At 42.0% G+C, this 21,322-nt stretch carries 21 protein-coding genes; 12 read left to right on the top strand and 9 right to left on the bottom strand.

Going from position 1 to position 21,322, the window contains the following annotated elements; genetic code table 11:
* Positions 1 to 51 precede the first annotated feature (51 nt).
* The gene (lipB, locus tag C9J48_RS25825) at positions 52 to 696 is read left to right on the top strand and encodes a lipoyl(octanoyl) transferase LipB (RefSeq protein ID WP_036804079.1); all 645 of its coding nucleotides are present in this window, start codon (positions 52 to 54) and stop codon (positions 694 to 696) included.
* Positions 697 to 698: 2 nt separating this feature from the next.
* Positions 699 to 1,667 carry a lipoyl synthase gene (lipA, locus tag C9J48_RS25830; RefSeq protein WP_006232729.1) on the top strand — a complete coding sequence of 323 codons (969 nt, stop codon included), beginning with the start codon at positions 699 to 701 and terminating at the stop codon, positions 1,665 to 1,667.
* 91 nt (positions 1,668 to 1,758) lie between these two features.
* Here lipA and bamC read toward each other — a convergent pair whose 3' ends face one another.
* Together bamC and dapA are read right to left on the bottom strand one after the other, a co-directional pair.
* Positions 1,759 to 2,787, bottom strand: coding sequence for an outer membrane protein assembly factor BamC (gene bamC / locus C9J48_RS25835; RefSeq protein WP_006232728.1), 1,029 nt, complete (start codon positions 2,785 to 2,787; stop codon positions 1,759 to 1,761).
* Positions 2,788 to 2,818: 31 nt separating this feature from the next.
* Entirely contained in the window at positions 2,819 to 3,700 is an 882-nt protein-coding gene (gene dapA / locus C9J48_RS25840) for a 4-hydroxy-tetrahydrodipicolinate synthase (RefSeq protein WP_006232727.1), read from the bottom strand.
* Positions 3,701 to 3,962: 262 nt separating this feature from the next.
* Between dapA and C9J48_RS25845 the strand changes: the two genes are divergently transcribed.
* Both C9J48_RS25845 and bcp read left to right on the top strand, forming a co-directional pair.
* Positions 3,963 to 4,502, top strand: a complete 540-nt coding sequence (locus tag C9J48_RS25845) for a glycine cleavage system transcriptional repressor (RefSeq protein WP_006232726.1) — start codon at positions 3,963 to 3,965, stop codon at positions 4,500 to 4,502.
* A 65-nt stretch (positions 4,503 to 4,567) separates the two neighbouring features.
* Positions 4,568 to 5,038, top strand: a complete 471-nt coding sequence (gene bcp / locus C9J48_RS25850; protein WP_006232725.1) for a thioredoxin-dependent thiol peroxidase — start codon at positions 4,568 to 4,570, stop codon at positions 5,036 to 5,038.
* 93 nt (positions 5,039 to 5,131) lie between these two features.
* On the opposite strand, the gene C9J48_RS25855 is transcribed toward bcp, so the two are convergent.
* The gene (locus tag C9J48_RS25855; RefSeq protein ID WP_006232724.1) at positions 5,132 to 6,202 is read right to left on the bottom strand and encodes an AI-2E family transporter; all 1,071 of its coding nucleotides are present in this window, start codon (positions 6,200 to 6,202) and stop codon (positions 5,132 to 5,134) included.
* A 9-nt stretch (positions 6,203 to 6,211) separates the two neighbouring features.
* Positions 6,212 to 6,439 carry a sulfurtransferase TusA family protein gene (locus tag C9J48_RS25860; protein ID WP_006232723.1) on the bottom strand — a complete coding sequence of 76 codons (228 nt, stop codon included), beginning with the start codon at positions 6,437 to 6,439 and terminating at the stop codon, positions 6,212 to 6,214.
* 184 nt (positions 6,440 to 6,623) lie between these two features.
* Between C9J48_RS25860 and bepA the strand changes: the two genes are divergently transcribed.
* The 4 genes from bepA (at position 6,624) to C9J48_RS25880 (ending at position 9,646) form a co-directional block, all read left to right on the top strand.
* Complete coding sequence (gene bepA / locus C9J48_RS25865; protein WP_006232722.1) at positions 6,624 to 8,081, top strand: beta-barrel assembly-enhancing protease; 1,458 nt, start codon at positions 6,624 to 6,626, stop codon at positions 8,079 to 8,081.
* Between the two features lie 151 nt (positions 8,082 to 8,232).
* Positions 8,233 to 8,583, top strand: a complete 351-nt coding sequence (gene arsC / locus C9J48_RS25870; protein WP_006232721.1) for an arsenate reductase (glutaredoxin) — start codon at positions 8,233 to 8,235, stop codon at positions 8,581 to 8,583.
* Positions 8,583 to 9,167: an NAD(P)H:quinone oxidoreductase gene (gene wrbA, locus C9J48_RS25875; RefSeq protein WP_006232720.1), complete on the top strand. Its 585-nt coding sequence runs from the start codon at positions 8,583 to 8,585 to the stop codon at positions 9,165 to 9,167. The genes arsC and wrbA overlap by 1 nt, the downstream gene beginning before the upstream one ends.
* A 44-nt stretch (positions 9,168 to 9,211) precedes the next feature.
* On the top strand, positions 9,212 to 9,646 hold the full coding sequence (locus C9J48_RS25880) for a DUF2069 domain-containing protein (RefSeq protein WP_006232719.1): 435 nt from the start codon (positions 9,212 to 9,214) through the stop codon (positions 9,644 to 9,646).
* Positions 9,647 to 9,706: 60 nt separating this feature from the next.
* Here the strand turns inward: C9J48_RS25880 and C9J48_RS25885 are convergent, their stop codons facing one another.
* Complete coding sequence (locus tag C9J48_RS25885; protein ID WP_006232718.1) at positions 9,707 to 10,927, bottom strand: DUF2066 domain-containing protein; 1,221 nt, start codon at positions 10,925 to 10,927, stop codon at positions 9,707 to 9,709.
* A gap of 295 nt (positions 10,928 to 11,222) precedes the next feature.
* Here C9J48_RS25885 and C9J48_RS25890 point away from each other — a divergent pair, with 295 nt between their 5' ends.
* Complete coding sequence (locus C9J48_RS25890) at positions 11,223 to 12,476, top strand: uracil-xanthine permease family protein (RefSeq protein WP_006232717.1); 1,254 nt, start codon at positions 11,223 to 11,225, stop codon at positions 12,474 to 12,476.
* Between the two features lie 95 nt (positions 12,477 to 12,571).
* Here the strand turns inward: C9J48_RS25890 and upp are convergent, their stop codons facing one another.
* Positions 12,572 to 13,198 (bottom strand): uracil phosphoribosyltransferase, encoded by a 627-nt coding sequence (gene upp / locus C9J48_RS25895; protein ID WP_006232716.1) that lies wholly within the window; start codon positions 13,196 to 13,198, stop codon positions 12,572 to 12,574.
* 189 nt (positions 13,199 to 13,387) lie between these two features.
* On the opposite strand from upp, the gene purM reads away from it, so the two are divergent.
* Together purM and purN are read left to right on the top strand one after the other, a co-directional pair.
* Entirely contained in the window at positions 13,388 to 14,428 is a 1,041-nt protein-coding gene (purM, locus tag C9J48_RS25900) for a phosphoribosylformylglycinamidine cyclo-ligase (protein WP_006232715.1), read from the top strand.
* Between the two features lie 4 nt (positions 14,429 to 14,432).
* A complete protein-coding gene (gene purN / locus C9J48_RS25905) occupies positions 14,433 to 15,077 on the top strand; it encodes a phosphoribosylglycinamide formyltransferase (RefSeq protein WP_006232714.1) in 645 nt (214 codons plus the stop codon).
* Between the two features lie 61 nt (positions 15,078 to 15,138).
* Here the strand turns inward: purN and C9J48_RS25910 are convergent, their stop codons facing one another.
* The 3 genes from C9J48_RS25910 to dauA form a co-directional block, all read right to left on the bottom strand.
* Positions 15,139 to 15,918, bottom strand: a complete 780-nt coding sequence (locus C9J48_RS25910; protein WP_006232713.1) for a class II glutamine amidotransferase — start codon at positions 15,916 to 15,918, stop codon at positions 15,139 to 15,141.
* A 61-nt stretch (positions 15,919 to 15,979) separates the two neighbouring features.
* On the bottom strand, positions 15,980 to 16,558 hold the full coding sequence (lpcA, locus tag C9J48_RS25915) for a D-sedoheptulose 7-phosphate isomerase (RefSeq protein ID WP_006232712.1): 579 nt from the start codon (positions 16,556 to 16,558) through the stop codon (positions 15,980 to 15,982).
* A 64-nt stretch (positions 16,559 to 16,622) separates the two neighbouring features.
* Entirely contained in the window at positions 16,623 to 18,350 is a 1,728-nt protein-coding gene (gene dauA / locus C9J48_RS25920; RefSeq protein WP_006232711.1) for a C4-dicarboxylic acid transporter DauA, read from the bottom strand.
* A gap of 474 nt (positions 18,351 to 18,824) precedes the next feature.
* Here dauA and fadE point away from each other — a divergent pair, with 474 nt between their 5' ends.
* A complete protein-coding gene (gene fadE / locus C9J48_RS25925) occupies positions 18,825 to 21,305 on the top strand; it encodes an acyl-CoA dehydrogenase FadE (RefSeq protein WP_006232710.1) in 2,481 nt (826 codons plus the stop codon).
* The last annotated feature ends 17 nt before the right edge of the window (positions 21,306 to 21,322 follow it).

Raw genomic sequence — 21,322 nt, forward strand, 5'->3', positions numbered from 1 at the left:
GTGTTATGCTGAATTCATCAGGCTTTGCCTGGCTATCATAAGGGTGATAAATTGCAAAATAGTCTTATTATTCGCAACCTTGGCCGCCAAGATTATGAGCCAACCTTGCAAGCCATGCATGAATTTACAGACCAACGTACACCTGAAACAACGGATGAAGTGTGGCTGGTTGAACACAACCCAGTTTTTACACAAGGACAAGCAGGTAAAACAGAGCATTTATTAAATACCGGTGATATTCCCGTTATTCAAAGCGACCGTGGTGGACAAGTGACTTTTCACGGTCCGGGTCAGCTTGTTGCTTATGTACTGATTGATCTAAGACGCAATAAATTAGGTGTGCGTGATTTGGTTACGCATATCGAGAATACAGTTATTAATACTCTGTCCCAGTTTGGGGTTGAGTCCAATGCCCGCCCAGATGCGCCTGGTGTCTATGTCAATAATAAAAAGATATGTTCACTGGGGTTACGTATTAGGCGTGGTTGCTCTTTTCACGGTTTGGCACTCAATATAAATATGGACCTAACGCCATTTTTACGTATTAACCCATGCGGTTATGCAGGAATGGAAATGACTCAACTAGCCTTATTGAGTGGTCCATCAGAACTAAATAAAGTTCAGCCTGTACTTGTGGAAGAGTTAACAAAGCTGCTCGCTTACCAGAGCATTGAGTGGATAACGGAAAGCAATTAATAATGAGCAAACCAATTAAGATCGAACAAGGTATCAAATACCGTGATGCCGACAAAATGGCGCTAATTCCTGTACGCAATGTTGCAGAAGAGGCACCTAAAGAAGTATTACGAAAGCCAGCTTGGATGAAGATTAAACTTCCATCTGACAGCAAACGTATTCAAGAAATCAAATCAGCACTGCGTAAGAATAAGCTTCACTCGGTTTGTGAAGAAGCATCTTGCCCTAACCTTGCTGAGTGCTTTAACCACGGTACTGCTACCTTCATGATTTTAGGTGCGATTTGTACTCGTCGTTGCCCGTTCTGTGATGTTGCTCATGGTCGTCCCCTACCGCCAAATGCAGAAGAGCCAAGTCATTTAGCTCAAACAATCGCAGACATGAAGCTGAAATACGTTGTTATCACCTCGGTTGACCGTGATGACCTACGTGATGGTGGCGCTCAACATTTTGTTGATTGTATCCGTGAAATTCGCGAGAAAAGCCCAGAAATCCATATCGAAACATTAGTACCCGACTTTCGCGGTCGTATGGATCGTGCGCTGGATATTCTTCAAGGAACTCCACCTAATGTGTTCAATCACAACCTTGAAACAGCACCTCGTTTGTACCGTAAGGCTCGCCCTGGCGCGAACTACCAGTGGTCACTTGATCTGCTGAAAAAATTCAAAGAGATCCATCCTGAAGTGCCGACTAAGTCTGGTGTTATGATGGGACTTGGTGAAACAAAAGAAGAAATCATTCAAGTATTGAAAGATCTTCGCGCACATGGTGTAACAATGCTAACGCTCGGTCAGTACTTAGCACCTAGTCGTCACCATTTACCTGTTGAACGTTATGTACCACCAGCGGAATTTGATGAACTAAAAGAGATCGCACTTGAATTAGGTTTCACACATGCTGCATGTGGTCCTTTTGTTCGCTCATCTTATCATGCTGATCTTCAGGCTCAGGGTCTTGAAATTAAGTAATACACTTCAAGAACGACATTAAGCCTAGCGCCTAAAAAAAACCGCTTAAGCACATGCTAAAGCGGTTTTTTTATATCCCACAACGTTTGTACTACTGGTTATTTGCACGCTCAATGGCTAAAGCAAATACAGGAGCAATCGTATTTAACGCTTCTTCAGTAATTGGCTTACCATTTGAATCCGTCACGTTAATTGACGTACGGTTACCTAAATCACCAAGCTGCAATTTATAAGTACTATCATCCAACATAATTGGTTTAGCACCAAGCTCTGTCCAGAATGCATCATCAGGCGAGCGGAATTTCACCTCAACCACACCTTGAGACCGATTACGACCTTCAACAGTAAACCCAAGATCTTCCACCAACGATGGCAGGCGTTCCCAGAATACATCATAAGCTGCACGTGCAATAATTACAGGTAACCCACTACGGTCTTTACCCATTGAGATTGGAATTTGTTTAACCAACTCTTGTGCTCGTAAACGTGCTTCATCACGTACTTGTTGATCGTACTTTGCAGTCACTAAATTCAACATCGCAATACTATAACGCTCTTTATTAACGACAGAGACTGGTTTTTCAACACCATCTTCGCGCCAATCAATCAAAGAGACTTTAAAGCTATAACGGTTAGGCTCAGATGATTTCTCAATCAAATAACGGCTACCAATTTCAGTATCTTCATCTTCATGGGTCCAGCTTACCCAATCAGTTTCAATTGAGTTTGCAGTCTGATTACGAATACCCACATTTTGATCTGCAATAATGCCTTGAATAAGTAACCAAACCTTAGACAGTTCTTCTGCTTTGGGGAGTAACAAAGCCACACCATCGGCATCTTTCACTGAACGAGCACCAGGAATTAACTCTAATACCTGTTGTGGAGGACGAATATCAACCCCTGAACCAATTTCACCCTGATATATTTTATTTTGGATCGCATAATCATCAGTGCTAAATGGTTCAGCACCTGCAGGTAATGTCCAGCTTTCTAATGGCTTACTCTCAAGATAAGTAAAGTCTTGATTCGCTTGACGACGGCGATCAGCACTACCCGAACAAGCAGCCAAACTGGCAACCATAACAGTCGTTAATACAAGCCTGTAATTACAATTCATCTAGCTTTTAAGCTCCTACGCTTTTTGCAAATCACAGCAATACATTGGCATCTTTCAAAGCCTGAAGAACAACTGGATGTGCTGATTCACTTAATTCAGTTAACGGTAAACGTAAATAACCATGCTCAATCAACCCTAATTGATGAGCTGCCCATTTAACCGGAATTGGATTTGATTCAACAAAAAGGCCTTTGTGCAACGGCATTAAGCGCGCATTAATCTCTTGCGCTGCTTCAAATTGGCCACTTAATGCCAATTTAAACATTGTTGCCATATCCGCTGCTGCAATATTCGCAGTTACAGAAATAACACCATGGCCGCCTAGAGCAACAAAATCAAGACCTGTTACATCATCACCGCTTAGTTGGATGAAGTCTTCACCACAAAGTTCCCTTGTTTTTTTAACTCGGGATAAATCACCTGTCGCATCTTTAATTCCAACAATACTTTCGAATTTAGCAAGACGAGCAACCGTTTCAGGTAATAGGTCCACCGCTGTACGACCAGGTACATTATAGAGAATTTGCGGTAAATCGGTGGCTTCTGCGATGGCTTTATAATGCTGATATAAACCTTCTTGCGTCGGTTTATTGTAATACGGTGTGACGGTTAAACAGCCCGCAACACCTGTACCGGAAAATAGTTTACTAAAAGTGATGGCTTCATGCGTTGCATTCGCTCCTGTGCCTGCAAGTACTTGAACGCGACCTTTGGCATATTCTAATGTTTTTAAAACAACTTTCACATGCTCATCAACGGTCAGAGTTGCCGACTCGCCAGAAGTGCCTACAGCAACAATTGCATCAGTCCCTGCTGCAATATGATATTCAACCAAGTTAGCGAGGCTTGCGTAATCTACTTCTCCAGCCTCATCTAATGGTGTTATTAGCGCTACCATGCTTCCTGAAAACATGTCCATCTCCCCTTTTTAGTTAAGACTTCATGGTACTTTTGAGTGACTATAAACTCAAGCACGATAGTGGGTAAAATAGTGAACAATGACACTGTCTTATGAAATAAGGCAAATTAACTCTTAGATAAAAAGGCCTTTATTAGGTAGAACACTAACCTTGCCGCAAACATCACTCATTTAATGGTTCTGTGAATTACGATTAATCCCACCTTCGTTCCTGTGATACCATAAAAATGATGATAACAACACGATGTGTATAAATATGGAACATTACCTAGTTATTACTGCCGTTGGAACGGATCGCCCTGGAATTTCAAATGAGATCAGTCATCTTGTAACACAGTGTGGCTGCAATATTGTGGATAGCAGGCTTGCTTTATTTGGTACTGAATTTACCATCATTATGCTGCTATCAGGTAACGCTAATGCCGTATCTCGAGTCGAATCAACATTACCCTTAAAAGCACAAGAACAAGAATTAATAACCGTAATGAAAAGAACGACTAAACACCAAGCACGTTTTTTTCCATATACCGCTGATTTTCATATCGAAGCCGATGATACACCTGGTCTAATAGAACAGTTCACACTATTTTTTGCCACTCGAAAAGTTGATATTTCATCACTCAGTGCGCACACCATAGAAGCTGAAAATGATGATGCAACCAATCACTTTATTCTACAGATCAGTACCAACTTGCCTGAAGGCTGCAACTTAATGACGCTACAAGAAGAGTATGAAGTGCTTTGTCTTAACCTTCAGGTAAAAGGTACCGTTAATTTTATCGGTCACAATACCTAGACTTAAACATATTATAAAAACTATTCACTTAGTAAAAAGTCACTACGCTCAGAAGGAAATAAACTATGAAGACTTTGACTGCTGGCACACCAGCGCCGGCCTTCTCTTTGCTTAACCAAGACAATAAACTCACAAACCTTGCTGATTTTAAAGGTAAAAAAGTATTGGCGTACTTCTATCCTAAAGCAATGACGCCTGGATGCACGGTACAAGCCTGCGGTTTACGTGACAGTAAAACTGAATTAGATGCATTAAATGTAGTTGTACTGGGTATTAGCATAGATGCTGTTAAACGCCTGCCTAGATTCATTGAACGCGACAACCTCAATTTCACATTACTTTCAGATGAAGATCATGCGGTAGCTGAACAGTTTGGCGTCTGGGGTGAGAAAAAGTTCATGGGTAAAGTATATGATGGCCTTCATCGCATCAGCTTTTTAATCGATGAAAATGGCATCATTGAACATGTTTTCAACAAGTTTAAAACAAAAACTCACCATGAAGTGGTATTAGATTATTTCAACAATGCTGAGTAATCAGCTTTAGATAAAAAAACAAAAAAAGGTCGCAGCTGCGACCTTTTTTTCAGTGTAAGATTTAACATGCTCAATACATACTAATACTCTTACTTACTCACTAACTGTCTCATCTGGTTCAGAGGAAGGTAACGCTCCCCATACCGCTTTCACTAATGTGGCCAACGGTATTGCGAAGAAAACGCCCCAGAAGCCCCATAACCCACCAAATACTAAGACTGCAACAATAATGGCAACGGGGTGTAAGTTAACCGCTTCAGAAAATAATACTGGGACTAACACGTTACCATCAAGCGCTTGAATAACACCATAAGCTGCAAGCAGCCACCAAAAGTCAGGCGTCAATCCCCACTGGAACAGACCGACCATAGCAACGGGAACAGTAACCGCTGCCGCACCAATGTATGGAATAAGTACAGAAAGCCCAACCAGCACACCCAATAAAACAGCGTAACGCAAATCCATTACTGCAAACGTAATATAACTAGCAATACCAATGATAAAGATTTCAGTGACCTTACCTCGAATATAGTTCGAGATTTGTTCATTCATCTCAGCGCCGACTTTGCTTGTTAGACGACGGTTTTTAGGCAGGATACCGCTCATTGTCGCCAGCATTTCATCTTTATCTTTTAATAAGAAAAAGACTAATAGCGGCACTAATATCAAATAGACCGCTATCGTTGCTAAACTCACTAAAGAGGCTAATGACCCTTTAACGACACTTTCGCCTAATCCCATCACTTTCTCACGTAACGTTGTCATAAACGTAATCGCTTGATGAGGTTGAACAAAGTCGGGATAACGTTCAGGTAAGCTAGAAACGTAGTGTTGCAAATCATTGAACATTGTTGGGACATCAGCAGCAAAATTGCCCACTTGATGCCAGATGGTAGGTACTAACCCAAAAAAAGCCATAACCATTAAACTAGCAAAAATGAGTAATACCACTAATACCGCAACAGTGCGGGGCAAACCTAAGCGCTCTAGGCGCATGACCGGCCATTCCAATAAATACGCCAGTACAATTGCGACTAATAGTGGTGCAATAAGATTACCGAAAAAGTAAATCGTAAAAAAACCACCTAATAAAATAGCGATCAAACTCACGGCATGAGGATCTGAGAATCTTCGCGTGTACCAGCGATTTAGCATATCCAGCATAAATATTTTTCACAGCCTTTTAGTTGCAATAATGACAAGCTCTTGTGGAGAGTCGGCTTGTACCTTTACATTAAACCCATTATTAAGAAGGTAACGGGAAATATCTTGTCTCGCACCAGCATCAGAGATAATAATTTCGATACTCTGATTTGAACGAAGACTTTTACTTGCTCTTTTTGCTAATAAAAGCGCCAAAGGACAACGTTCTGAAGCTAAATTAAGCGTTTGAATATCCATTCAGGTATGCTGACAATTATTATCCATCAGGGTATTGTAAAGGACATCGGTTCGACAAAAAAGAAACCCGTCATAAGTTTCGTTGTCTTATTAGCATAAATCTCTAATAATTGGTTATATAGTCAATGATTGCATATCACCAATTAACGTCGATAACTTCCACAAAGGCGGCAGTATTATAAACATGTTTCGTTTTGCTAAAGTGCCAACCTATCTATTAATCAGTGCTTTATTAAGCTCTAGTTTCACTGTAAGTGCTAACAACAGCAATAGTCTACCAGAAATTGGGACAACAGCTGCTGCAACATTAACAATAGAAAAAGGACAAGAGTACGGTGATGCATACATGCGTATGTTACGTGCTAGCCAACCTGTTATTAGTGACCCTTTATTATCTGAATATATACAAGATTTAGGTAATCGTCTTGTTGCTAATGCCGACAGTGTACGAACACCATTTAATTTTTTCATGATCCAAAATCGTGAAATTAATGCGTTCGCGTTTTTTGGCGGCTACGTAGCTATTCATAGTGGGTTGTTTTTATACGCTCAATCAGAAAGCGAACTGGCTTCAGTTGTTGCTCACGAAATAGCACACGTAACTCAACGCCACCTCGCCAGAAGCATGGAAGATCAAGCCAAAAAGTCCCCCATGACAATGGCAGCCCTAGTCGGTTCTTTAATGCTTGCGATTGCGGCACCAGAAGCCGGGATCGCCGCTATTCACGCGACAACGGCAGCATCGATGCAAGGGCAAATAAACTATACCCGCAGTAATGAAAAAGAAGCTGACCGTATCGGTATTGCGACGTTGGCCAAAGCGGGCTTTGAAGTAAAAGCCATGCCGCGATTCTTCGGACGCTTAGCCGATCAATACCGCTATGCCAGTAAACCACCAGCGATGTTACTGACTCACCCATTACCAGAAGCCCGAGTTTCAGATACACGTAATCGTGCAAACCAATACCCGAATGTAAGGTTACCTTTATCTGAACCTTACCAATTGACTCGTACTCGTATTGTGGCACGTTATGCTGGCATTGAGAGTGAAGCCGCACTTGATTGGTTTAACCGTAAAATGAAAAAGGCGTCTCCTCAAATGAAGCAAGCGCTTAATTATGGTAAAGCGTTGGTCTACATGGATTCAGGAAAATACCAACAAGCACACGCACTATTAGACCCTCTTATTGCGGCAGAGCCTAACAATCGTTTTTACATCGATTCAGCAACCGATCTCGATTTATTCCAAAAACGCTATGACTCAGCAGTCAATCGCTTGGAAAAAGCGCTTCGACAAAACCCAAACAACAGCGTGTTACGCTTGAACTTAGCGCATGCTTTGCAAGAATCAGGATTAAATGCAGGTAGCATTTCAATTCTTACCCGCTACACCTATGACAATCCTAATGATAGCAATGGTTGGAGCCTACTGGCTCAAGCCTACGCTACAACAGGTAGACGAGATGGAGAATTAGCCTCTCGCGCAGAGCTAATGGCACTACGGGGTCAATGGGACAAAGCGATTAATAATTATATTCAGGCGAGCCAAATCGCTGATATTAATTCACTAGACCAAGCGCGCTATGATGCCCGTATCGATCAGCTACGACTATCCCGTGAACGCTTTGCAAATCTGCAATAACCACTAAATTATTCAACGGTCTTCGTTTTTTATATGTTGCAGTTCCTCTACAATGGAACTGCAACATAATTAACAATTTATCATCACAAATAGCTCATCATTAAAAACAATAAATTAATTTAACATTACCTTATTTTAGGAGAAGCCTTTCATGTCAGTCACTATTTACCACAATCCTCGTTGCTCTAAGAGCCGTCAAACACTCGCACTTATCGAAGAAAAAGGTATTGCACCGACTATTGTTAAGTACCTTGATGAAACACCAAGTGAAAATGAATTAAAAGGCCTATTCGCCAAGCTGGGTTACGCATCTGTACGCGATATGATGCGCACAAAAGAAGATGTATACAAAACACAGGCTTTAGGCGAAAACACAGTAACAGACGAACAACTATTTACGGCGATGAGCCAGAACCCAAAACTCATTGAGCGCCCTATTGTTGTAAATGGCGAAAAGGCTGCCATGGGTCGTCCACCAGAGTCAGTTTTGGATATTTTATAATGTTAACGGTGCTCGTGCTGTATTACAGCCGTCATGGGAATACCCGTCAGCTTGCGCGGCATATTGCTCGTGGTATTGAGCAAGTTGACGGCTGTGAAGCCAAACTGCGCACTGTCGCCGAGATTAACGCACAAGGGCAAACTAATGAGTTACCGCTCACTGGTGATCCCATAGTGACACTAGAAGATTTAAAACAATGTGCTGGCGTTGCGCTTGGTAGCCCAGTTCGCTTCGGTAATATGGCTGCGCCACTTAAGCACTTCATTGATAGCACCAGTACAGAATGGTTATCAGGAACATTAATTGGCAAGCCTGCAAGTGTATTTACCTCATCATCTTCGATGCACGGTGGTCAGGAAACGACGTTGCAATCTATGATGCTTCCTCTGCTGCATCACGGTATGCTTGTGGTTGGGGTCCCATATTCAGAGCCGTTGCTGCATACCACACAGCATGGCGGTACGCCCTATGGGGCTTCCCATTTAAATAATGAGAACAATAAAACCATTCATTCAAATGAAGCAGCTCTAGCGCAAGCGCTGGGGAAACGGCTCTCAACTATTGCATTAAAACTGAACGGATAACTATTTTCATAGTGCTCGCTTGAGCCTCTGTAAGGGATAACACCATGACGCCTATGAGCTCAAACACAAAAAACTTACGCTATTTCGCACTCATTGCGAACCTTTCCCTGATCCTATGGGTTGGGCTATGGCAAAGTACGATTTCTCCCCATCCCCACTTGAATAATTACGTCATTGCAGTGATGTGGATAATACCAATGCTATTGCCCTTGAAAGGTATTTTAGAAGGTAAACCGTATACGCATGCATGGGCGAACTTTATTTTAATGTTCTACTTTCTGCATGCATTAACGATTTTGTGGGTTGATGAAGGTGAGCGTTGGTTAGCCTTAACCGAGCTCGTTATTACCTCTAGTGCTTTTATTGCCAATATTTTATTTGCCCGTGTTAGAGCAAAAGAGCTTGGCATTAAATTAAAGCGTTTATCTCAAGTCGAAAAAGAAGAAAGAGAAGCTCACGACACTAAAGAACCAAAATAAAAAAGGCGCCAATTATGGCGCCTTTCTTCATTTTCACTCTACATATGGGCTATTAGCCGCTTAAGATTTCCAGTAATACACTTCAACTTGAGGCTGCATTGTTGCACTCACATCAAGCGCATTAGGATCAACAGGCAGCTGAGCTGGCTGATTATTAGATGCTTGTGGGTCAATAGGCTTTATTAACATGTTATTTTGAGCGATATCAGCGGCAACAGGATCAATAACATCTGTTACAGTATTATCTTCAAACTCAACCGTATCCTGTGCATCAACCGCTTTTTGACTGATACGTGAATCTTGACCTAGTTCTCGACGAAATGTCTCTTCACTACTCAATAGCTTTACATCAAATTGAACTGAATCGCCTTTTAACTGGTTCGCATTAACCGATGCTACAGAAGTTAAATTTGTTAGCATTCTTTCCAATGTAAAAAAGTCTTCAGTTGTTTTTACATTCGCGACTTGAATCGCAAACGCGCCATCACTTGCGCCACCGAGCTGAACTGCATATTTCGCCGCAAGTTTGTCGGCAACCTTATTCATCATGTCGGTTGTTGCTATAGCAACAGTTCCTGATGAGCGCCCTTCTGCGGGTGCTTTTTGAGAATTCACAATCTGATCGGGCTTTTGAGGGAATAGCTGCCAAGATAAATTAACATTATCATCCGATTGCTTACGTGCTCGCACAACCAGTACTGCATCAGGATTATAACGTTGACTTGCCTCTGCAATAGGCTGAACAAAGCCCCCCCATAAATCAGGAATGCTCAATGCGGTCACATCATCAAAATCACCGATAGGCATAATAATCGGCAAACCACGTGTATCTGCTGCAAGGTTCATCTTTGGTTGCAAAGAATTACCCGATTGATCCCACAAAATTGCACGTTCACGGTTTGACTCTTCAACTAGCCACACCAAAATAGTTGGCCGCTGCTCATTCCATAGTGTTGCGTTAGCTTTGGTTAATAGATCTCGGATTTGAGCACCATTAAACGTCAGTTCTAATGTACGCTCACCGTTAAGATTACCATAACCAAATTGACTGATGTATGGTCGGCTATTAGCCATCGCCTTACGAATCACTTCGTTATTAGCAATTTCACTCTGACCAGATACCTTAATCAATACCTGCTCTAACCCTTGGGCTTGTGCTTGTTTCTCTGATTGTTTATCGGTGTCAGGTAATACAACCTGAGTTTGATACAAATTGGTAACGGTCGCGGCTTTCACCGGTAAGGCTAATAAAGCCAAAAATAAAAAAGCAAAACGTAGCATAAAAAACTCTTTCATAGCTTAGTTAGTCTCTGAGCATTAATTACTCAGATTAAGATGCAGCAACGTTTGTTGCCATAAAAAGTGCGATACGTCTCTACTATATCAGACTACCTAAATTTTACCTGAATGAATGAAAATTCTAACCCAATCTTGATAATCACTCAAAAATCATCATACCGATTACTTTGGGGATTTATTGATTATAAGCAACTTATCGCCACTAATGGATGTAGGTAATCGATTGCTTACATGTTAGGATTGCGCGATTTTATTTTCAGATAGGGTGATAACAATAATGATGCAGGTACTGCAAGGTGCCCAAATGCTTTTTGTCGCATTTGGTGCGTTAGTTCTGGTTCCATTACTAACAGGCTTAGATCCTAACGTTGCCCTTTTTGGTGCGGGTATAGGAACACTCCTTTTTCAAGTTGTAACCAAACGTTCTGTTCCTATTTTTCTCGCGTCTTCTTTCGCGTTTATCGCTCCAATTATGTATGGGGTGCAAACATGGGGCATCGCTAGCACCATGGGTGGCCTTATGACTGCTGGTGTCGTTTACGTATTAATGGGTGTTTTGATTAAAATTCGTGGCGTCGGATTTATCCATAAAATACTGCCGCCTGTTGTTGTAGGTCCTGTCATTATGGTTATCGGTCTTGGTTTGGCGCCAGCTGCTGTTAATATGGCAGTAGGTAAAAGTGGCGATGGTGGCATACAGATCGTTAATGGTGATGCTGCAATATGGATTTCAGCCGTTTCATTAATAACAACGATTGCTTTTAGTGTCTTTGCGAAAGGCTTTTTCAAGCTGATGCCGATTATGGCAGGCGTTGTCGCAGGGTACTGCGTAAGCCTTGGATTTGGTGTCGTTGATTTCACGCCTGTTATTCAAGCAAGCTGGCTAGCAATGCCTAACTTCACTTACCCTGAATTTAATATCAACGCTATTTTGTTCATGATCCCTGTTGCTATTGCACCAGCAGTCGAACATGTCGGTGATATGCTAGCAATATCAAACGTAACAGGAAAAGATTACCTGAAAAAACCAGGGCTTCACCGTACGATTGCTGGTGATGGTATAGCGACTATTGCGGCATCAATGTTTGGCGCACCACCTAATACCACTTACTCTGAAGTGACTGGCGCTGTAATGCTCACAAAAGCATTCAACCCTATTATCATGACATGGGCAGCTGTAACAGCACTAGTGTTAGCTTTTGTCGGTAAGCTAGGGGCTGTACTGCAAACAATCCCTGTACCTGTAATGGGTGGGATCATGATTTTGTTATTCGGTTCAATCGCAACCGTTGGTCTTAATACATTGATTAAAAACCAAGTTGATTTACATAAAGCCCGTAACTTAGTCATTGTTGCTGTTACATTGGTTTTTGGTATCGGTGGAATGGCATTTGGCATTGGCGAATTCAGCCTTCAAGGCATCAGCCTATGCGGTATCGTTGCAATTGCACTGAATCTAATCTTGCCAGATGATTTAGGCGAATCGCACGTTGTAGATAATGCGCAAATGGAAGATACACAGAGTAAATAGATCACAACAGCCGATATACAGATAACAAAAAGCCGAACCTAAGTTCGGCTTTTTTACATCAACTTTTTCACATCAATATGAGTAATAGTTAACTATTATTTAGTACCGAAAATTTTATCACCTGCATCACCAAGACCTGGCACGATGTAGCCTTTATCATTTAGCTTTTCATCGATAGCTCCAGTGTATAGCTCTACATCTGGATGCGCTTTTTCTAATGCAGCAATACCTTCTGGCGCAGCAACAAGTACTAATACTTTAAATTGCTTACAACCATTTTCTTTCAATAAATCTAGCGTTGCGATCATAGAACCGCCAGTCGCTAGCATTGGATCTACAACCAATGCAATACGCTCATCAATATTTGATGCTAGTTTATTAAAGTATGGTACTGGCTCTAACGTCTCTTCATCACGGTAAACACCAACAACACTGATACGTGCACTTGGTACATGCTCAAGAACGCCGTCCATCATGCCTAAACCTGCACGTAAGATTGGCACAACCGTTACTTTTTTACCTTTGATTTGATCAATTTCAACTGGACCGTCCCAGCCTTCAATTGTCACTTTTTCAGTCTCAAAGTCTGCCGTTGCTTCATAAGTTAGCAAGCTGCCTACTTCCGTCGCTAGTTCACGGAAACGCTTAGTGCTGATATCGCCTTCACGCATCAAGCCGATCTTATGTTTTACTAATGGGTGTTTAACCTCAACGACCTTCATTTCAGACTCCTACACAAAATTAAAAAAATCGCACTATTATACACTAGACCATTAAGAGTAGGTAGCGAATGGATTCTATTTGCTTAGGAATCACACTGTAATATTTATTGACGCAAACGTTTCCCTTTCCGCCCTGACTGCTGTTATCATACCCATGCTTTTTTACTTTAATACGTTGAGGGAACTCCTGTGAGCGGCAATAACTCTTCTCTTAGTTACAAAGATGCTGGTGTAGATATCGATGCAGGTAATGCATTAGTTGATCGTATTAAAGGGGTGGTAAAACGCACCCACCGTCCAGAAGTAATGGGCGGCATTGGTGGTTTCGGAGCGCTTTGCTCGTTACCAACCAAGTATAAAGAGCCGGTATTGGTATCTGGCACCGACGGCGTGGGCACTAAACTTCGTTTAGCGATGGACTTAAACAAGCATGACACGATCGGTATCGATTTAGTGGCAATGTGTGTGAATGACCTCATTGTTCAAGGTGGAGAACCTCTATTCTTCCTTGATTATTATGCGACAGGCAAACTAGAAGTAGATACGGCAGCAAGTGTTGTTGCTGGTATCGGTGAAGGTTGTATTCAAGCTGGATGTGCTTTGATCGGCGGTGAAACAGCTGAAATGCCAGGTATGTACCACGGCGAAGATTACGATGTTGCAGGCTTCTGTGTTGGCGTAGTAGAAAAAGCTGACATTATTGATGGTTCTAAAGTACAAGCTGGCGATGCATTAATCGCTGTAGGCTCGAGTGGTCCACACTCAAACGGTTACTCGTTAGTACGTAAAATCATCGAAGTATCAAACGCAGATCTTAATGAAGAATTAGAAGGTAAGTCACTGGCTGACCACCTACTAACACCAACAAAAATATATGTTAAATCAACGCTTAAAATGATGGAATCGTGCGACGTTCACGCAATCTCTCATATTACTGGCGGTGGTTTCTGGGAAAACATTCCACGTGTGTTACCTGAAGGTGCGAAAGCTGTTGTTGATGGTAATAGCTGGCAGTGGCCAGCAATCTTTAACTGGCTACAAACAGCAGGTAACGTTGAAACTTACGAAATGTACCGTACGTTCAACTGTGGCGTGGGTCTAGTTATCGCACTACCACAAGCACAAGCAGAGCAAGCTATTGAAATCCTAAAAGCTGAAGGCGAAAACGCTTGGTTATTAGGTTCAATCGCTAATGCAGAAGCTGGCGAAGAGCAAGTGGAGATTAAGTAAGTCGATGAAAAACATTGTTGTCCTGATTTCAGGTAGTGGTTCAAATTTGCAAGCCATCATTGATGCTTGCCAAGATAACACTATCAAAAACGCAAATGTTGTAGCGGTACTTTCAAACAAAGCGAATGCTTATGGTCTTGAACGTGCTAAAAGCGCTGGTATTCAAACAATTAACCTTACGGTTGCTGATTACGAAAATCGCGATGCTTACGATAAAGCAATGATAGAGCAGATCGATCTGTTCAAACCTGATTTGGTTATTCTTGCTGGATATATGCGTATTCTAAGTGGCGAATTTGTTCGTCACTTTCAGGGCAAATTGTTAAATGTTCATCCGTCTTTACTGCCGAAATACCCTGGGCTTCACACCCACCAGCGCGCACTCGATGCTGGCGATGAAGAACATGGAACTAGTGTGCACTTTGTAACAGAAGAGCTCGATGGTGGCCCGGTGATCTTACAAGCAAAAGTACCTATTTTTGCCGAAGATACCATTGAAGACATTACAGCACGCGTTCAATTGCAAGAGCATCGTATCTATCCATTAGTTACAAATTGGTTCTTACAACAACGCTTAAGCATGGAAAATGACAGGGCTATCTTAGATGGGCATCCTTTACCTTCTCATGGTTATGCTGCAGATGAATAATCTGACTTTCTAATAAAAAACGCGACCAATTGGTCGCGTTTTTTATGCTTACAAGACAGTATTACAACGTTCTATTATGGATCAACTCACCGTAGTGGAAGACACAGAACTCCCCTTCTTGCATTTTATGCCAGCTCTCATCATTAGTTAGAGGCTGAGTGGCAACAACTGTTACTACATCGTTTGGTGTTGTTTCCTTATGGAAATCAATCGTGACATCTTCATCAATTAACGATGCTTGTCCAAACGGTGCTCGACGTGTTATCCAGTGAAGGTTATTGGTGCAATATGTCACCACACAACTACCGTTACTCAAGAGCATGTTATATACCCCTAATTGACGTAATCGGTCGCAGCATTGTGCTATGTAGTCATAAACGGGCGCTAATTCTTCAGGTAACTCAGAGAATTTGGCATCTAATTGGCTCAGAAGCCAACAAAATGCAATTTCACTATCTGTATCACCCACAGGTTTAAAACGACCAGTTTCAAGGGCTTCATACCCCGTTAGCTGCCCGTTATGCGCGAATGTCCAATACTGCCCCCAAAGTTCACGGGTAAATGGGTGAGTATTTTCTAAGCTCACGCCACCTCGATTAGCTTGCCTAATATGACTGACTACCGCTTTACTTTTAATAGGATATTCTTGAACAAGCTCTGCAATACGAGACTGGCAACTTGGGTTCGGATCTTTAAACGTGCGATACCCTTTCCCTTCGTAAAACACTATTCCCCAGCCATCACGATGGGGACCAGTGTTACCACCTCGTTGCATTAAGCCTGTAAAGCTAAAACAGATATCTGTCGGCACATTTGCGCTCATGCCAAGCAATTCACACATATTCCTTATGCCCTTATCAATTTTTCTAATCGAATTGTAATCATATCTTAAAAAAAGGCGTTTACTCAGCCATTTCTTTTTCAACTAACATAATCAAAATATGGATGATTTTAATATGTATCTCTTGAATACGATCAGCATAGCCAAAATGTGGCACGCGTATTTCGACATCAGCCAGACCGGCCATTTTACCGCCATCTTTACCCGTTAATGCAATCACTTTCATACCCTTGGCATGTGCAGCTTCTATCGCTTTAAGGATATTGCCTGAATTACCTGATGTTGATAAACCAAACAAAACGTCGCCAGCTGAACCTACAGCTTCAAGGTAACGAGAAAATACATGGTCATAGCCAAAGTCATTACTAACACACGATAAGTGGCTTGGATCAGAAATCGCAATACCAGGATAACCCGGACGATTTTCTCGATAACGACCCGTTAGCTCTTCGGCAAAATGCATCGCATCACAATGAGAGCCACCATTACCACAAGACAATACCTTACCGCCTTGCTTAAAAGATTCAGCCAATAACCTAGCCGCCGCTTCAATGTCAGCCATATTCTTATCATCGCTTAAAAAGCATGTTAATACTTCAGCCGCTTCATTAAGCTCTGCGCGAATCAAATCTTGGTACATAAGCTATCTCTGTTATTCGTTTAATAGGAAAAGACTAGATGAACTTATCAATTCACCTAACTTTCTATACGCTTGTATCTGCAGTGTACAAAGAAACAGTCGAGGGTGTCGACTCTTGAGAGGCCAGATTGTGATTGTTTATCGCTAAATGCTCGCGTAACGACGATACACTAGGGAAAAGTGTAATATTACCCGCACTCAAAATACCAGAATTGACCAATTTAGTTGCAACATGCGGCGCAACACCTAATAGGTAAACGGGATAATGGCTGATTCGCTCAAGGGCATTTTCAAAAGCATGAATAGCGGTAATATCAATTGTAGTTACATCGGTAAAATCTAATACCACGACCTTGGTATCAATAGATGAGCGTTCAATAACTGAAAATGCTTTCTCACTGGCCGCAAAGAACAATGGGCCATTGATATCATAAACCAGCACATCAGATCCGAAATCAAGATGCTCATGACCTTTATCGACGACAGTAACCGTCGTTAATGTTGCTATGCGTTGAATAAATAATATGCCAGCTAATAATAAGCCAATAACAACAGCAACGACCATGTCAAAGACCACGGTTAATGAAAAGCACGTGAGCAAAACAGCAATATCACGGCGTGGAGCCACCTTCAATGTATGAACAAAGTGCGGCGCTTCAGACATATTCCATGCAACCATAATCAACAATCCTGCCAGTGCACTCATAGGTACATAGGACAATGCAGGGGCTAAAGCAACCATTGCTGCAAGCACAAATACAGCATGAACAATTGCTGATACAGGCGAAAATGCACCAGCACGAATATTCGTTGCCGTTCGAGCTATTGCCGCTGTTGCTGGAATACCACCAAAAAATGGCACGACCATGTTAGCTAAACCTTGCCCAACTAATTCACTATTGGAATCGTGCTTTGTACCCGTCATTCCATCAGCGACAACGGCACATAATAACGATTCAATACAACCTAACATCGCAATGGTAAATGCCGCAGGTAATAGCTCAATAACAAGAGACCAAGTCACCCCATCATTTTGCCAAATAACATTAAATTGCGGCATAACTTGAGGAATACCCTGCCCGATCAGGTCACCAATTTGATACTGGAATTTTTCACCCAATAGCCCTACGTGGACTCCCCCTGATTGATTCATCACGAGTGCTAATACGGTGCCGATAACCAAAGCAACAACGTGTGGTGGAATGCGTGTTTTTAACTTAGCCCAAGCAATAAAAACAACAATGGTAACCACACCAATAAAAGCATCAGCAAAATGAATGCTCGGTAAAGCACTCGCATAAGCCATTACTTTTTCAGGAAAATGAATAGGATTACCCGCAACCTCTAACCCTAATAAATCTTTAAGTTGTAAGAATGCGATAACCAACCCAATACCAGCGGTAAATCCGGTAGTAACTGGATACGGTACATAAGCCACCAGCTGCCCAAGACGTAAGAGCCCCATTAAGACTAAGATAATGCCAGACATAAAAGTAGCCAGCATTAAACCCGTTAACCCATACTGCTGAGTAATGGGCAGTAATATCACAACAAATGCTGCCGTCGGCCCTGTTATATTAAAGCGCGACCCACCAAATAACGCAGCTAATAAGCCTGCGACAATAACCGTATATAAACCATGTTGAGGAGGAACACCGACCGCAATTGCTAATGCCATACCTAATGGAATAGCAACAATGCCCACAGTAATACCCGCTACAACATCAGAACGAAATTTAGAGAAGGAATAACCATCCTTCCACGCTTGTGATAAAGCATGAAATAAGAACACAACAAACCCCTGCACTTACGTACACAAGAAAAAATAGTAATAGCTGCAATCCGAAAGAAGGATCCGGCGGGCACTTGTCAGTCGGCGTTCAGGAAAGGCAACAGAAGGTAGTGTGTCATTCAGCATCTTTCATTACGTTGAAAGTAACGAGTATAAACGTGAACGACATCACATTAGGCCTATATGTTAATCGGATCAGTTTATTTATCAACCACAAAAATTCATCTCACTGATCTTGATCAAACCTAGATATAGCAACGCCCGAAACGATCTAGTTATGTAACCCGTCGCTTTCAGAACGGAAAAGTATTTTACATTTTGTTAAAAAACCCGTTACACTTCTAATAAGTGGTAAGACCTCTTACCTTGAGTACCTGTACCCATAATTAAAATAAGATATTGCAGTAACACTTTACTTCACTGCTAACCTACAAAGCTCAGAGTGGAGTGTTACCCCCGATAAGGAGAATCAACATGGTCACGCTCGTGTATCTACTAGGGTTTATTGGAATTTCAGGCATACTTGCCTACCACAGAACAAGCCTTAAAACATTTACCTTCACTTTAGCGATAGCACTCGCTATAGGGTCAGCTATCAATGTAGTTGGTCAATATAGTTGGTTGATATTCTTAGCTGTTGCCATCCCTCTTAATATTTTTTCATTACGAAAAAGCCTCCTTAGTAAAACAGCATTAAAAGCTTTCAAAGGTGTAATGCCAGAGATGTCGCGCACTGAAAAAGAAGCCATTGATGCAGGTACCGTGTGGTGGGAAGCCGACCTGTTTAAAGGGAATCCTGATTGGAACAAAATGCATGATATTCCAGCCCCACGATTAAGCGCTGAAGAAAAAGCCTTTTTAGAAGGGCCTGTAAATGAAGTGTGCCGCATGGTGAATGATTACCATGTCACTCATGAAATTGCCGATCTTCCACCTGAAGTTTGGCAGTACTTAAAAGATCATAAATTCTTCGCTATGATCATTAAAAAACAATATGGCGGTCTCGAGTATTCTGCTTATGCGCAGTCATTAGTACTACAGAAATTAACGGGGGTTTCAGGCGTATTATCTTCAACTGTTGGCGTACCTAATTCATTAGGCCCCGGCGAATTACTGCAACACTATGGTACACAAGAACAAAAAGATCATTACCTTCCAAGACTTGCTGAAGGTAAAGAAATTCCATGTTTCGCTTTAACAAGTCCAGAAGCAGGTTCTGATGCTGGTTCAATTCCTGATTTTGGTATTGTAAAAAAGGGAATGTGGCAAGGTGAAGAAGTACTGGGGATGGAATTAACCTGGAACAAGCGCTATATCACCCTTGCTCCTGTTGCTACCGTTCTCGGCTTAGCATTTAAATTATTTGACCCTGACCATCTACTTAGTGATGAAGAAGCACTGGGGATTACTTGTGCGTTGATCCCAACCGATCTTGATGGTGTTAAAATTGGCCGTCGCCACTTTCCATTAAATGTTCCATTTCAGAATGGCCCAACACAGGCAGAAAAACTCTTTGTCCCTATTGATTTCATCATTGGTGGTCAAGAAATGGCAGGGCAAGGCTGGCGAATGCTGGTTGAGTGTCTTTCTGTAGGGCGTGGTATCACATTACCATCAAACTCAACAGGCGGCCTTAAAACAGCAGCAATGGCAACAGGTGCTTATGCACGCATACGTCGTCAATTCAAACTGCCTATAGGTAAGATGGAAGGTATTGAAGAGCCACTAGCACGTATAGCGGGTAACGCTTACGTCATGGATGCCGCGAGTAACATGACGGTTTCGGGTATCGATCTTGGTGAGAAGCCATCTGTAATCTCTGCCATCGTTAAATACCACTGTACACATCGAGGCCAATACTCAATCATCGATGCGATGGATGTTGCCGGTGGTAAAGGGATATGCATGGGACCAAGCAACTTCTTGGCGCGTAGCTATCAAGGTGCTCCTATTGCAGTCACCGTTGAAGGGGCTAATATTCTAACCCGCTCAATGATTATCTTCGGACAAGGTGCAATTCGTTGTCATCCATATGTCTTAGATGAAATGAATGCTGCCTATAATGAAAATAAAGAACAAGCACTAAACGATTTTGATAAAGCCTTGTTTGGACACGTCGGTTTTGTCATTAGCAATATCGTAAGATCATTCTGGTTCGGTATGACAGATGGACGAGGCTCTTCTGCACCACGCAAAGACCAGACTAAGCGCTATTACCAACAACTCAACCGTTACAGTTCAAACCTTGCTTTAGTGGCTGACATTTCTATGGCAGTTCTTGGTGGTTCACTTAAACGTAAAGAGCGCCTATCTGCACGCCTTGGTGATGTATTAAGCCAACTTTACTTATCATCAGCGACCCTTAAGCGCTTTGCAGATGATGGATGTAAACAAGAAGATTTACCTCTTGTACATTGGGGGCTGCAAGATTCGCTGTATAGAACAGAAGAGGCCCTTGATCAATTCTTAGTTAACTTTCCAAATCGCTTTGTGGCTGGTGCACTACGTATCGTTCTTTTCCCTACTGGTATGGGACGTTCAAAGCCTAATGATCAATTGGATAGCAAGGTTGCACGTATCATTCAAACGCCTTGTGAATCTCGTAGCCGAATTGGTCGTGGGCAATTTCTTGAAGCCACTGAAAACAATGCCGTGGGTATGATTGAATTAGCGCTTAAAGATATTCTGGCTGCAGAACCACTATATGACAGAGTATGCCAAGCTGCAGGTAAAAAGCTGCCATTTATGCAATTAGATAAAGTCGCAATGACAGGTCTAGAGCTAAATGCAATTAACGAAGATGAAGCGAACATGTTACGTAAGGCAGAGGAAGGACGTTTACGTACTATCAATGTCGACGATTTTGAATCAGAAGAATTAGCCGCAAAACCTTATCTCCTCGATCAAGAGAATGATCAAGAGAATGATCAAGAAAGTATAGGCAATGCAGCATAATATATGCGTCGTACTTC

Source organism: Photobacterium profundum (assembly GCF_003026285.1).
Classification (GTDB): Bacteria; Pseudomonadota; Gammaproteobacteria; order Enterobacterales; family Vibrionaceae; genus Photobacterium; species Photobacterium profundum.